The organism is Hamadaea sp. NPDC050747 (assembly GCF_040654195.1).
Lineage (GTDB): Bacteria > Actinomycetota > Actinomycetes > Mycobacteriales > Micromonosporaceae > Hamadaea.
The window spans coordinates 109716-122161 of sequence record NZ_JBFAHM010000015.1 but is presented as its reverse complement, the minus strand read 5'-3'; the positions used below and the strand labels follow the sequence as shown (position 1 = coordinate 122161).

Here is a 12446-nt window from a genome sequence, read left to right as displayed (position 1 = left end):
AGATGAGTGCGATGGATGTGCCGGCCAGGCCGACCGCCGGGAAATCAGCGGCGGTGACGCGGGCGCCGGCGAAGGCGTACATCACGTGGGTGGCGCTTGCCCTGATGACCACCAGTTCGGTGGCCAGTCTCCGGGCAGCGCCGACGATGGCGATGTACGGCCTCGCCTGCGTCTTCCTCTACCTGCTTCCTGCTGTCGTGTTCCTGCTGCCGACCTCCCTGGTCTCGGCCGAACTCGCGTCGGGCTGGACCGGCGGCGTCTACAACTGGGTCAGCCAGGGCCTGTCCAAGCCACTGGGCTTCCTCGCCGTCTGGTGCCAGTTCGCCATGACGATCTTCTACTACCCGAGCCTGCTCGGTTATGTGGCCAGCACGTTGGCGTACGTGTTCAACCCGGCGCTGGCGTCGAACGGGCTGTGGACCGCCGCCGTCATCATGGTCTGCTACTGGTCCGGCGTCTGGATCTCCTCGCGCGGCACCAAGGGTGTCGCCGGGCTCGCGAGCGCCGGGCTCACCATCGGCACGCTGATCCCGGGCGCGATCCTGCTGACCCTGTGCGCGATCTTCCTCGGCCAGGGCAACGAGTCGGCCGCCCCGATGGACGCCGCGCACCTGCTGCCGGCCTGGACCGGCCTGGCCAGCCTCGTGCTGATCGTCAACAACTTCCTGTCCTACTCGGGCATGGAGATGAACGCGGTCCACGTCTCGTCGCTGAAGAACCCCGGGCGCGAGTTCCCGCGCGCCATGTTCATGGCGATGGGCCTGGTCCTGGCCATCTTCATCCTGCCGGCGCTGGCCATCAGCTGGGTCGTCCCGGCTGAGCAGCTGTCGCTGACCGCGGGGGTCATGCAGGCCTTCGACGCGGTCTTCGCCCATTTCGGAGCGCAGTGGATGACGCCGGTGATCGGCATCATGCTCGTCACCGCGTCGCTGGGCGGCATGCTGACCTGGCTCGCCGGGCCGAGCAAGGGACTGCTGATGATCTCCCGGCAGGAGGGCTACCTGCCGCCGTTCCTGCAACGGCTCAACAAGTTCGGCGTACAGCAGAACATCCTGGTGACCCAGGGCGTGATCACGACGGTCATCGCGCTGCTCTACGCGTTCATCCCGGACGTCTCCAGCGCGTACTGGATCTTCTCCGTGATCACCACGCAGGTCTACCTGATCATGTACCTGCTGATGTTCCTCGCCGCGATCCGCCTGCGCCGCACCCAGCCGGACCACCCGCGCGGCTACCGGGCGCCGATGCTCGTCGGCCTGTGCGGCGTCGGGTTCGCCGCCTCGCTGGCCGCGCTGCTCGTGGGCTTCATCCCGCCGTCGCAGTTCGAGTCCGGCAACTCCGGGGTCTACCTGTTGATCGTCGGCGGCGGCGCGCTCGGCCTGGGCCTGCTCGTGCCGTACCTGTTCTACAAGTTGCGCAAGCCGTCGTGGAAGACCGCCGAGGCCGAGGAGGTGCCGGTGTCATGACCACCGTCGACATGAGCGACCGCTCGAAACGCTGGATCACCTACGTCCTGCTGGGCGCGATCTTCCTGATCCTCGCGATCGTGGCACTGGGCGTGTTCCGCACGGCCAAGGCCTCAGCGTCGGCGAACGCCAAGGCGGACCAGCTGATCAGCGACATCACGGCCGCGGGATACACCGCTCCGAGCAAGGACCAGATCGTCACGGTCCTCGGCGAGGACGGCGGCGCGGTCTGCGCCGACCCGGCCAGCGCGCTGCGCAAGGCCACGCTCAACGCCATGATGACCAACGGCGCCGGCGGTCCCGGTGCGCGCCCGGTCATCAGCGACAGCCTGGCGGTACGCGGCCAGCTCGCGATCATGAAGGTCTACTGCCCGGACAAGCTGCCGGACTTCCAGCAGTACGCCGACAGCCTCAAGTTCGACGACGTGGTGAAGCGATGACCGAGCAGCTGAGAGACCGAATCCAGGCGTTGATGCCGCAGGCGAAGGCCGACCTGGCCGGCCTGGTGGCGATGCGATCGGTGGCCGACGCGCGGCAGTTCCCGCCGGAGGAGTGCGCCAAGGCCGCCGCCTGGGTCCTGGAGGCTTTCCGCGCCGAGGGGTTCGCCGACGCCCGGCTGGTCACCACGGCCGACGGCAGCGACGCCGTCTACGGCACCCGGCCCAGCGGCGACCCGTCCGCGCCGACGGTGCTGCTGTACGCGCACTACGACGTGCAGCCGCCGCTGGACGAGCAGGCGTGGCGTACGCCGCCGTTCACCTTGACCGAAGGCGACGACGGGCGGTGGTACGGCCGCGGGGCCGCCGACTGCAAGGGCAACATCGTCATGCACTTGACCGCGCTGCGGGCGCTCGGGGATCAGCTGCCGGTCAACCTGAAGCTGATCGTCGAGGGGTCGGAGGAGCAGGGCACCGGCGGACTCGAGGAGTTCGTGCCGCCGAACGCCGAGCTGTTCGCCGCCGACGCCATCCTCGTCTGCGACACCGGCAACGCGGCGGTCGGCCGCCCGGCCGCGACGGTGAGCCTGCGCGGGCTGGTGAACGTCGTGGTGACAGTCGAGTCGCTGCGTACCGAGGTCCACTCCGGAATGTTCGGCGGACCGGCTCCGGACGCGCTCGCCGCCCTCGTACGCCTCCTGAGCACGTTGCGCGACGAGCACGGCGACACCACCATCGCCGGGCTGGACAACACCCAGCTCTGGGACGGCGAGCCGTATCCGGACGACCGGTTCCGCGCCGACGCCGGCGTGCTCGACGGAGCCGGCCTGCTCGGCACCGGCTCGGTCTCCGACATGCTGTGGGCGCGGCCGGCCGTGTCGATCCTCGGCATCGACTGCCCGCCCGTGATCGGATCAGCGGCGGCACTGCAACCGCACGCGGCCGCCCGCCTGAACCTGCGTATCCCGCCGGGGACGGATCCGGCCAAGGCGCTGACGGCGCTGACCGACCATCTGACGGCGTCCGCACCGTGGGGCGTACGCGTGAGCGTGGCGCCCGAGGCCTCCGGCGCACCGTTCCGCGCCGCGACCGGTGGCCCGGCGTACGCGGCGCTCCGGGAGGCGATGGCCGACGCCTTCGGGCAGCCGATGACCATGCTGGGCCAGGGCGGATCCATTCCACTGTGCAACGTGTTCGCCGCCGCGTGCCCTGGTGCGGAGATCATCCTCATGGGCGTCGAAGAACCCCAGACCCTGATGCACGCGCCGAACGAAAGCGTGCATCCCCAGGAGATAGCCGACATGGCGCTCGCCGAAGCCTTGTTCCTGCAACGCTTCGCGTCCGCCGCAACCACGAAGGAGTAGAGAAGTATGGATGTCGAGACCATGGGACCGGTCGACTACCTCGTGATCGAGTTCCCGGGGAACCGGATGACCGGCGAAGGCATTCCGCTGCTGCTGGATCTCGTCGAGCGGGGCGTCATCCGCGTACTCGACCTGGCCTTCCTGCGCAGGGACGCGGACGGCACCATCAGCGCGCTGAAGATCGAGGACCTCGACGCCGAGGGCGCCGCCGAGTTCGCGGTGTTCGAAGGCGCGTCCTCGGGTCTGCTCGGCGACGACGAGCTTCGCGAGGCGGCCGACGTCATCGAGCCGGGCAACGCCGCCGGAATCATCGTCTACGAGAACACCTGGGCCGCGCCGCTGGCCATGGCCTGGCGCCGGGGCGGCGCGCAGATGGTCGCGTCCGGGCGCATCCCGGTCCAGGCGTTGCTCGCCGCGGCCGAAGCCGCCGCCTGACCGATCCGTTCCGTCGAAAGGAAGACATCATGGGACTGCTTCGAGGAGTCGCCCGCACCGCGGTCGTCGCCGGGACGGCCACGGCCGTCTCCAACCGGGTGTCGCGCCGGCAGGCCGGCCGGTGGGCCGCGCAGGAGCAACAGCAGCAGTACGAGTACGCCCAGCAGGAGGCCGCGGCGCAGGCTCAGCAGCAGCCACCGCCGGCCGCCGCTCCGGACAAGCTGGAGCAGCTCAAGACGCTCGGTGAGCTCAAGGCTCAGGGCGTGCTCACCGATTCCGAGTTCGAGCAGCAGAAGCAGCGCATTCTCGCCGGTTGACCGACACCGACGAAGGGAGAGCACCGCTGATGTCCGCCCAGTTCACCGCCGACGACTACGCCGCCCGGATGCGCCGGGCCGCTGACGAGGCGCAGGCCGCCGGGTTCGACGGCGTGCTGGTCACGCCGGGTCCCGACCTGGTGTGGCTGACGGGCTACCAGCCGACCGCCATCACCGAACGCCTGACGGTCCTCGTCCTGCGGCCCGGCCGGCGGCCGCAGCTGGTCGTGCCGAAACTGGAGGTCCCCGACGCGCAGGCCGCTCCGGCCGCGGGCGAAATGGACTTCCGGGACTGGTCGGACGCCACCGACCCGTACGCGACCGCCTCCGCTCTCCTACCCGATGAGGGCCGCTTGTGCGTGTCGGACTCGGCCTGGGCGCTGCACGTGCTGGGGCTGCTGACGGCACGTCCAGCAATCGGTTTGGCGGCGATCACCACCGCGCTGCCGATGCTGCGGGCGGTCAAGGACGGCCACGAACTCGACCGGCTGGCCGCGGCGGGGGCGGCCGCCGATCAGGCGTACGGCGAGATCATCAAGACGCGGTTCGCCGGGCGGGCCGAGACCGAGGTCGCCGCCGACCTGGCCGCGCTGTTGCGGGAACACGGCCACGAACAAGTGGACTTCACCGTGGTGGGCTCCGGCCCGAACGGCGCGAACCCGCATCACGAGGCCGGCGATCGGATCATCGGCGTCGGGGACACCGTCGTCCTCGACTTCGGCGGGCTCATGGCCGGCTACGGGTCGGACACGACGCGTACCGTCCATGTCGGACCCGACGTCGATCCCGAGGCGACCCGGGTCCACGCGATCGTCCGGGAGGCGCAGCAGACCGCCTTCGAGGCGGTCCGCCCCGGAGTCGCCTGCCAGGACATCGACCGCGCCGCCCGCGAGGTGATCGTCGCGGCCGGGTACGGCGAATACTTCATCCACCGCACCGGGCATGGGATCGGCGTCACCACGCACGAACCGCCGTACATGGTCGAAGGGGAGCGGCAGGGTCTCGTGCCCGGCATGTGCTTCTCCATCGAGCCGGGGATCTACCTGCGCGGCCGGTTCGGCGTACGCCTGGAGGACATCGTCACCGTCACCGAGTCCGGCGGCCGGCGATTGAACACGACCAGCCACGAGTTGCAGGTCGTCGAGTAGGAAAGAGGTCGATGACGATGGACTTCGGCGACGTTCTGTGGTCGATGCTCGTATTCTTCTTCTGGTTCATGTTCATCTGGATGTTCATCGCGGTCTTCGCCGACGTGTTCCGGCGCAAGGACCTGTCCGGCTGGGGCAAGGCCGGGTGGATCGCGTTCGTCGTGATCCTGCCCTTCCTCGGCGCGCTGGTCTACCTGATCGCCCGGCCGAAGCCGACCGAGGACGAGCTGCGATCGATGGGCATGATGGGGTCTCGCGCCCCGGAGGCGGCGGTCCACTCCACCGCGGACGAGATCGAACGCCTCAGCAAACTCCACGACGACGGCAAGATCGACGATGCTGAGTACGCCACGCTCAAGCGGCGGGCCATGGGGCTGACCGCCTGACGGCCGTCAGCGGTGGCGGCGATGGGCGGTCTCCGGGCCGACCACGCGCAGCAGGTCGAGCGTGTCCACGCTCCGAGAGCCGGGCGGCGGCGTGAACAGCCGAAGCCGCTGATCGGCCGACTGAGTCTGGAGTAGCTCGTAGTCGAACTCGATCGGCCCGACAGCCGGGTGCAGCACACGCACCCGGCTGTCGCGGCGTACGGCGACCTCGTGCTCCGCCCAGAGCGCGGTGAACTCCTCGCTCGCTGGTTCGGCGACTGCCGGGGTGTCCCAGCGCTGGGACACCCCGGCGGCGGTCAGCAGGTGCCGCCCGGCTCCCTCGACGTACGCCAGTCGTCGGAGGTTGTCGACGTGGCTTCCGGCGTGTGCACGATGTCGGAGAAGTTGTCGAAGTACGCCTGGAACGTCTTGGCGCCCGAGATGCGCAGCAGCGACTCGTCGTTGTCGTAGATCGCCGGGGAGCTCCAGTTCAGCGACCCGGTGTAGACGATCTCCTCGTACGCCCCGGATTTGAGCTTGCCGGAGATCGCGAACCACTTCGAATGCACGCTGCGGGGCAGGTCGGTGCCGGTCGGCTTCCACCACCGCTGGACGCCCGAGCAGCGCAGCGCGTTGACGACGCCGGAGTTCAGCCCGTCGGTGCGTACGTGGTAGATGAGCTGCACGACGCAGCCCTCGGAGTCCAGCGACGCCAGCATCCGGGCGATGTCGGAGCGGGTGAAGCCGTTCATCGCCACCCGGATGAGGGTCCGCCCGTTGTGGCCGAGGCTGTCAGGCAGGTCCCGGACCGTGCAGTCGGCGCGCGACAGCATGTCCAGGACGGGGTTGTCCTTGCCGTCGGCGATCGGGCTGAAGTAGTTGCGGAACGCGCCGTAGCCGCTGGCCGCCTCCGTCCCGTCGGCGTTGTAGGAGACCGGCTTGCCGTCGGCGGAGTTGTAGTAGTCCTCGTTCTTGTGCTTGAGCGCCAGGTCGGAGAAGTACGCGTTGAACTTGCCGTAGAGGCCGGCGTTGTCGACGATGACCATGGCGTTCTCCCAGTAGGGACTGCTGCCCCACCAGTTCTGCGAGCTGATCAGCACCACGTTCCGTACGCCGCCGACCGAGGTGATGGTCATGAACTTGTTGTGCATGATCCCGGTGCCGACGCAGGCCGACCCCGGCGCGTTCCCGCAGGCGACGTGCCAGGAGGCGTCGGCGTTGCTGTCGTTGCGGGCCGGCAGGAAGTCGTAGGTCCAGTCGTCGGACCCGCCTTCCGGGCCGGTGTTGGAACCGTGCACGACGCGGACGTCCACCCCGCGGGCGATCGCCCGCTGCAATGCCGCCCCGATGGCCGTGCTGCGGGCCTCGAAGATGGCCACCCGCACGATCGACCCCACGTCCGCGCCGTCGACGAGCCGGACCACCTCGTCGTAGACGGCGGTGGAGGCCGAGCTGTACGGGTTGTTGAACACCGGGTGCGTCACGGGGGCGTACGCGGCGGCCGCCGGTTCGGCGGTCACCGGTGCGAGGGCCAGGGCCAGGCCGAACGTCGTCAGCCAGGCCGAGAATCGCCGAAGTTTCATGGTCTCCTCCCCTGAATCGGCGGCGCCGATCACGACGCGACCCTAGGGACAGCCATTACGCATGGCAATGTCTCGCTGTACATTGCGCGTACACGTGGCGGACGGCGTCCGCGACCGCGGCGAATCCCGCTGGTCCCGGCCGGTCTCCTCGATCATGAGGCGATATCGTGCGCGCATGACTCACGAGCCCGAGCTGACCTCCCCCGTGGAGCTGTGCCGGCCCGACGGCCGGCTCAACCGCGCCGCCGTGGGCTGGACCCGGCGTCCGCTGCACACGGCCAACCTGCGGGGCTGGGGCCGGGCCAAGCGCTGGGAGTACTGGGGCATCGTCACGCCGGAGCACATCATCGGCCTGGTCGCCTCGTCGATCGACTACGCCGGCGTGCACGGGGTCTACGTGCTGGACCGGGCGACCGGCCGCGAGACCACCACGGACGCCGTCGTGCCGCTGGCTCGGGGCGTCGTCATGCCACCGCGCAGCGGCGAGGGCACGGCGTCAGCCGAAGGCGGCGGGCTGTCGATCGCGATCACGCAGCGCCCGGACGGCACGACGATCCACGCGACCGCCCGGGACGTCCGGCTGGACGTCGAGATCCCGCTGCCCGAGGGGCACGAGTCGCTCGGGGTCGTCGTGCCGTGGAGCGACCGGCGGTTCCAGTACACCGTCAAGGATCTCGGCCGGCCGGTCCACGGCATGCTGGTCCTCCACGGGCGTACGCACGAGATCGGCGCGGGCGCGTTCGCGGTCCTGGACCACGGGCGCGGCAAGTGGCCCTACTCGATCACCTGGAACTGGGCGGCCGGCGCCGCCGACGGCCGGGCGATCCAGCTCGGCGGGAAGTGGACCGACGGGACCGGGGTCACCGAGAACGGCCTGTTCGTCGACGGCCGCCTGCACAAGATCGGCGAAGAGCTGCGCTGGACCTACGACCGGTCGGACTGGCTGCGTCCCTGGCAGATCACCGGCGATCGGGTACGCGCCGATTTCCATCCGTTCCACGAGAAGGTCGCCAAGACGAATCTCGCCGTCGTCGCGAACGAGACGCACCAGTGTTTCGGCACCTTCAGCGGCTGGGCGCTGACCGACGACGGCAGCCGGGTCAGCCTGGACGGGCTCGTCGGCTGGGCCGAGGAGGCCCACAACCGCTGGTAGCCCGCACCCAGGCAGCCCACAACGGCTGGTCCGCCCAGCGAGCGGTCACCGCGCGAGGGTCAGACGCGGAGGTGCCGGTTGACCTCCAGTACGAGGTCCTCGGCGACCTTGAGGACGCGCCGATCGTAGGTCAGCAGCCCGTTCACCTCGTCTTCCACATCCGAGAGCTGGGTGTAGACGGTCGCGCTGAGACCCCGGCCGACGGCTGGAACGATCTGCTCGATGTGCAGCCGCCGGAAGGCCGCGCCGAACGCCTCGGGGTCGTCGAACCGTTTGTAGCCGAACTCTCGCGGGGTCGTGGTGTGCCCGGCGACGGGCAGGCTGTAGCCGCCGTACTCCGACAGGACCAGCACGCGGCGATCACGCCCGCGGCGCGGGACGCGGAAGGGCCGGAAGTACACGTGCAGGCTGCGGAGATCTCCCGCGCCCTGGTCGTGCCAGCCGCTCGCGTGGTCGACGGTTCGGGTCGGGTCCAGCGCGGTCACCTCGGCGGCGATCCGGGCGGCGTCGAACTGGCCCCAGCCCTCGTTGAACGGCACCCAGACCGCGATGCTGACGACGTTGCGCAGGTGCTCGATCATCTCGCGCAGCTCGGTGCGGAACTGCTCGCGCCCCTCGGCGTCCGCGCGGCCGAACCAGCCATGATGCCGATCGGACAGGCGCAACGGCGTCACCGCGGGCGCCGTCACCACCAGCGGCCGGTACCGGCCGCCGCCGTTGACCATGTCCTGCCACACCAGCATGCCGAGCCGGTCGCAGTGGTAGTACCAGCGGGCAGGCTCGACCTTGATGTGCTTGCGCAGCATGGTGAACCCGAGGCGCTTCATCGTCGCGATGTCGTGGACCAGCGCCTCGTCTGACGGCGCGGTGTACCACCCGTCCGACCAGTAGCCCTGGTCCAGGATCCCGGCGTGGAAATAGGGCTCGCCGTTGAGCAGCAGGCGCGGCGTACCGTCCGGGCCGGGGCCCACGCCGAACGAGCGCATGCCGACATAGCTGCGGACCGCGTCGTCTCCGAGGGTCACGCTCACGTCGTAGAGATGCGGGTCCTCGGGACTCCATCTCCGCGCATCAGGCAGGGGTACGCACACCGGACGGTTCGGCGCGGCCGTCGCGGTGCCGACCACGACGTCCCCGTCGAGGATCTGCACTGTCGCGTGTGGAGCGTCGGGGTCGGTGTGCACCGTCACCTCGACGCAGTCCTGATCCAGCCGGGGCGTCAGAGTCAGCCGCCGCACATGCGTCTCCGGTACGCATTCCGCCCAGACGGTCTGCCAGATGCCGGACTGCGGGCTGTACCAGATCCCGCCGCGGCGCGTACGTTGCTTGCCCCGCGAGTGGTGACCGGTGTCGGTGCGGTCGCGTACCGCCACGACCAGGGTGTTGTCGCCGTCGGTGAGCGCGCCGGTAAGGTCGCAATGGAAGGGCAGGTAGCCGCCGACGTGACCGCCGACGGCGATGCCGTTGAGGAAGACCTCGCAGGTCTGGTCGACCGCCCCGAAGTGCAGCAGGACACGGGTTGCCGGACCGGGCCGGAACCCGTCCGGCAGCCGCAGCGTTCGCCGGTACCACAGGGTCTGATCCGGTCCCAGCTGCCGGCCGACGCCCGACAACGGCGTCTCCGGCGAGAACGGCACCAGGATCACCCCGTCGTACGCCGCTGGTTCACCCTCGGCGATGCCGCCGTCGGTGATGGCGTACGCCCACTGGCCGTTGAGGTTCAGGTACCTGTCACGGACCAACTGCGGGCGCGGATATTCGGTCAGCACGTTGTCGGGGTCGAGGTTCTCCCCCCACGGCGTCAGCAACTCCGTCATGCCTGGACCTGCGGAGGCTGGTGGCGGCGGCGCAGCGCCACGATCGGCAGGACGATGAGGGCCAGCACCGCTAGCGCGGCCAGGAAGATCACCGGAGTCGGGACCTGCTTGACCACGCCGAGGTCGGTGTAGGTCTCCCCCGCGTTGCTGATGACGGCGGCACCGAGAAACGGACCGGCGATCATCGGCACCATGATGGCGAAGATCATGCGCAGGCCCTGCACATGCCCGGCCCGATCCGGCGGCGAATAGTCCCGGACGAGGGCGCCGATGGGCGCCAGCACGAGCATGAAGCCCGACATCATGACCAGTCCGGCCAGGATCACCGCGAGGGTGCCGCGCGCGAAGTACATGGCGAGCAGCCCGGCTCCGTAGACGGCGACGGCGGGCACCAGGAAGCGGATGCGGCCGATCCGGTCGATGAACCGGCCCGCGACGATGCTGACGACGGACGAGCCGATGAGCACGACGGCGAGCACCAGGGCGTACCCGTCGATGTCGAGGTATCGCTGAATGTAGATGATGAGGTAGGGCAGGATGACCTGCGTCGACACGCCCCACACGCACCACGCCGACAGCGCCAGATAGAGCCCCGGGTTGGCTCGTAGGGCGGAGGGGCGCAGCCCGTGCAGCAGTGAGCTGAGCAGTCCGGTCTCCCGGCGTACCGGGGTCGGCTGGTCGCGGACGAGGAACCAGGAGGCCACGCCGATCAGCGTGATCATCCCGCCGATGATCAGGAAGAACGTACGCCAGTGCCCGGCCCGGGTCAGGCCGTCGAACCCGCCGAAGACGACCAGCATCGCGACCAGCGGCATGACCGCGAGGACCGACTCCACCCGGCCCCGGTTCGCCGGTCGCGTCACGTCGGTGACCCAGGCCTGGAACGCGGCGTCGTTGGCCCCGGACCCGATGAACGACATCAGGCAGTCCAAGGCGATCACGGCGATCACGGCCAGCAGCACCGCGTCGCCGCCGGGGATCACGTCGCCGATCCCGCCGACCGTGATCAGGCCGAAGCCGGCGGTGGTGACGCCCCAGGCCAGGTACCCGGCGGAGATGAACACCCGGCGGCGGCCCCGGCGGTCGGAGATCGCCCCGATCACCAGTGTGGCGACGGTCGCCGCCACCGCGCTCGCCGCGACCATGGTCGCGATGGCGTTGGGGTCGCCGGACACGGTGTCGTGGACGAACAGGTTGAGGTACATGTTCTCGACGGTCCAGGCCAGCTGCCCGACGAATCCGAGCAGGACCAGGGAGGTCCAGACGCGCGAGCCGAGCCGGTCCGCGGTGCCGGCGACCGCCGGCGTCGCGGCGGCTTCGGTGGCCGCGGGAACAGTCACGACCTGCCTCCGTAGGGGTCGAACCGGGCCGGGCGACCCGAACGTGAAGCGGATTCTACATACGCGACCCCGGAGTTGATCGTCGCAAGGCGCCCTGGAGGACCGCGCTACACCTGGGGCATCACCTTGAGCAGCAGCGCGTGCAGCTGCTTGCGCTCCGCCGCGGTCAACCCCGACAGCAGTTCGCGGTCCACCTCGGCGGCGTCGCGCCGAAGCGCCGCGAGCAGGTCCCGCCCACGATCGTTCAGGCTGACCAGCACCCGGCGGCGGTCCGCCTCGTCGCGTACGCGGTCGATTCGCGAGTCCGCGGCGAGCTGATCGATCACCTTGGCCATGTCGCTGACATCGACGGAGAGCCGGAGACTCAGGTCGCGCTGGGAGTGCGGGCCGAAGTCGGCGAGCGCGGCGAGCACGGCGAAGTGCCACAGCCGCAATCCGTATGCCGCCAGCCGGTCGGCCACGCGATTCCGGCCGGCCTTGCCACTCTGCGACAGCAGGTACGCGTCGATGCCCAGCAGGGTCGGCGGTTTCTCCATGGCACCAATACTAGGCCATGGCCTATAGTGGGTGCGCACCCACTAATTTTGGAGAAGCGATGGACGCCTTGCACCCCCGCCTTCTGGTCGCCGATTTCGCCACGGCATACGCCTTCTACGCCGCCGTCCTGCCCGAACTGGCCGGGGCGGAGCTGGCCGCCGGCGGCCCGTCCGGCCCGTACGCCAGCTGGGACGTCGACGGACAGGGCCTGCTCTCGATGTTCGACGCCAAGCTGATGGCGGCCGCCGTCGGCGTCGACGCCCCGGCCCGACCGGAGAATGCGGTCATGCTCGTCTGCCGTGTCGCCGACGTGGACGCGGGCGCCAAGACGTGCGTCGAGCACGGCGCATCCGTGGTCGCGTCGCCGACTGATCGGCCGCAGTGGGGGCCGAATCTGCGTACGGCGCACCTGCGCGCGCCCGGCGGAGTCCTGATCGAGCTGCAGTCCTACTAGGACAGATCCCGGAGGCCCCCGAGTTTGTCG

The 12446-nt window shown here is 69.8% G+C and carries 14 protein-coding genes; 9 read left to right on the top strand and 5 right to left on the bottom strand.

All coding sequences use genetic code 11. The annotated features are described in order from the left end of the window. Positions 1 to 2 precede the first annotated feature (2 nt). Genes AB0H43_RS32130 through AB0H43_RS32100 form a run of 7 tightly spaced genes read left to right on the top strand, consistent with a single transcriptional unit; the run spans position 3 to position 5553 of the window. Entirely contained in the window at positions 3 to 1466 is a 1464-nt protein-coding gene (locus AB0H43_RS32130; RefSeq protein WP_360005540.1) for an APC family permease, read from the top strand. Then, the gene (locus tag AB0H43_RS32125) at positions 1463 to 1906 is read left to right on the top strand and encodes a hypothetical protein (protein ID WP_360005538.1); all 444 of its coding nucleotides are present in this window, start codon (positions 1463 to 1465) and stop codon (positions 1904 to 1906) included. The genes AB0H43_RS32130 and AB0H43_RS32125 overlap by 4 nt, the downstream gene beginning before the upstream one ends. Continuing rightward, the gene (locus tag AB0H43_RS32120) at positions 1903 to 3267 is read left to right on the top strand and encodes a dipeptidase (RefSeq protein WP_360005536.1); all 1365 of its coding nucleotides are present in this window, start codon (positions 1903 to 1905) and stop codon (positions 3265 to 3267) included. Before AB0H43_RS32125 ends, AB0H43_RS32120 begins: the two co-directional genes overlap by 4 nt. A gap of 6 nt (positions 3268 to 3273) precedes the next feature. Next, complete coding sequence (locus tag AB0H43_RS32115) at positions 3274 to 3702, top strand: DUF6325 family protein (RefSeq protein WP_360005534.1); 429 nt, start codon at positions 3274 to 3276, stop codon at positions 3700 to 3702. A 29-nt stretch (positions 3703 to 3731) separates the two neighbouring features. Beyond that, a complete protein-coding gene (locus AB0H43_RS32110) occupies positions 3732 to 4019 on the top strand; it encodes an SHOCT domain-containing protein (protein ID WP_360005532.1) in 288 nt (95 codons plus the stop codon). A gap of 29 nt (positions 4020 to 4048) precedes the next feature. After that, positions 4049 to 5167 carry an aminopeptidase P family protein gene (locus tag AB0H43_RS32105; RefSeq protein ID WP_360005530.1) on the top strand — a complete coding sequence of 373 codons (1119 nt, stop codon included), beginning with the start codon at positions 4049 to 4051 and terminating at the stop codon, positions 5165 to 5167. A gap of 11 nt (positions 5168 to 5178) precedes the next feature. Beyond that, positions 5179 to 5553 carry an SHOCT domain-containing protein gene (locus AB0H43_RS32100; RefSeq protein ID WP_360005528.1) on the top strand — a complete coding sequence of 125 codons (375 nt, stop codon included), beginning with the start codon at positions 5179 to 5181 and terminating at the stop codon, positions 5551 to 5553. Between the two features lie 6 nt (positions 5554 to 5559). On the opposite strand, the gene AB0H43_RS32095 is transcribed toward AB0H43_RS32100, so the two are convergent. Both AB0H43_RS32095 and AB0H43_RS32090 read right to left on the bottom strand, forming a co-directional pair. Then, the gene (locus AB0H43_RS32095; RefSeq protein WP_360005526.1) at positions 5560 to 5838 is read right to left on the bottom strand and encodes a hypothetical protein; all 279 of its coding nucleotides are present in this window, start codon (positions 5836 to 5838) and stop codon (positions 5560 to 5562) included. An 11-nt stretch (positions 5839 to 5849) separates the two neighbouring features. After that, positions 5850 to 7115: a phospholipase D-like domain-containing protein gene (locus AB0H43_RS32090; RefSeq protein WP_360005524.1), complete on the bottom strand. Its 1266-nt coding sequence runs from the start codon at positions 7113 to 7115 to the stop codon at positions 5850 to 5852. A 175-nt stretch (positions 7116 to 7290) separates the two neighbouring features. Here AB0H43_RS32090 and AB0H43_RS32085 point away from each other — a divergent pair, with 175 nt between their 5' ends. Continuing rightward, on the top strand, positions 7291 to 8268 hold the full coding sequence (locus tag AB0H43_RS32085) for a DUF2804 domain-containing protein (protein ID WP_360005522.1): 978 nt from the start codon (positions 7291 to 7293) through the stop codon (positions 8266 to 8268). 59 nt (positions 8269 to 8327) lie between these two features. On the opposite strand, the gene AB0H43_RS32080 is transcribed toward AB0H43_RS32085, so the two are convergent. From AB0H43_RS32080 to AB0H43_RS32070, 3 genes are all read right to left on the bottom strand, one after another. Next, entirely contained in the window at positions 8328 to 10085 is a 1758-nt protein-coding gene (locus AB0H43_RS32080; protein WP_360005520.1) for a sugar-binding domain-containing protein, read from the bottom strand. Continuing rightward, on the bottom strand, positions 10082 to 11425 hold the full coding sequence (locus tag AB0H43_RS32075; RefSeq protein WP_360005518.1) for an MFS transporter: 1344 nt from the start codon (positions 11423 to 11425) through the stop codon (positions 10082 to 10084). The genes AB0H43_RS32080 and AB0H43_RS32075 overlap by 4 nt, the downstream gene beginning before the upstream one ends. 107 nt (positions 11426 to 11532) lie before the next feature. Then, positions 11533 to 11961 carry a MarR family transcriptional regulator gene (locus AB0H43_RS32070; protein WP_360005516.1) on the bottom strand — a complete coding sequence of 143 codons (429 nt, stop codon included), beginning with the start codon at positions 11959 to 11961 and terminating at the stop codon, positions 11533 to 11535. A gap of 59 nt (positions 11962 to 12020) precedes the next feature. On the opposite strand from AB0H43_RS32070, the gene AB0H43_RS32065 reads away from it, so the two are divergent. Continuing rightward, a complete protein-coding gene (locus AB0H43_RS32065; protein ID WP_360005514.1) occupies positions 12021 to 12416 on the top strand; it encodes a VOC family protein in 396 nt (131 codons plus the stop codon). Positions 12417 to 12446 lie beyond the last annotated feature (30 nt).

Coding starts and splice junctions, on each gene's coding strand:
- AB0H43_RS32130 (WP_360005540.1), top strand. CDS start 3: ATGAGTGCGATGGATGTGCCGGCCAGGCCGACCGCCGGGAAATCAGCG.
- AB0H43_RS32125 (WP_360005538.1), top strand. CDS start 1,463: ATGACCACCGTCGACATGAGCGACCGCTCGAAACGCTGGATCACCTAC.
- AB0H43_RS32120 (WP_360005536.1), top strand. CDS start 1,903: ATGACCGAGCAGCTGAGAGACCGAATCCAGGCGTTGATGCCGCAGGCG.
- AB0H43_RS32115 (WP_360005534.1), top strand. CDS start 3,274: ATGGATGTCGAGACCATGGGACCGGTCGACTACCTCGTGATCGAGTTC.
- AB0H43_RS32110 (WP_360005532.1), top strand. CDS start 3,732: ATGGGACTGCTTCGAGGAGTCGCCCGCACCGCGGTCGTCGCCGGGACG.
- AB0H43_RS32105 (WP_360005530.1), top strand. CDS start 4,049: ATGTCCGCCCAGTTCACCGCCGACGACTACGCCGCCCGGATGCGCCGG.
- AB0H43_RS32100 (WP_360005528.1), top strand. CDS start 5,179: ATGACGATGGACTTCGGCGACGTTCTGTGGTCGATGCTCGTATTCTTC.
- AB0H43_RS32090 (WP_360005524.1), bottom strand. CDS start 7,115: ATGAAACTTCGGCGATTCTCGGCCTGGCTGACGACGTTCGGCCTGGCC.
- AB0H43_RS32085 (WP_360005522.1), top strand. CDS start 7,291: ATGACTCACGAGCCCGAGCTGACCTCCCCCGTGGAGCTGTGCCGGCCC.
- AB0H43_RS32080 (WP_360005520.1), bottom strand. CDS start 10,085: ATGACGGAGTTGCTGACGCCGTGGGGGGAGAACCTCGACCCCGACAAC.
- AB0H43_RS32070 (WP_360005516.1), bottom strand. CDS start 11,961: ATGGAGAAACCGCCGACCCTGCTGGGCATCGACGCGTACCTGCTGTCG.
- AB0H43_RS32065 (WP_360005514.1), top strand. CDS start 12,021: ATGGACGCCTTGCACCCCCGCCTTCTGGTCGCCGATTTCGCCACGGCA.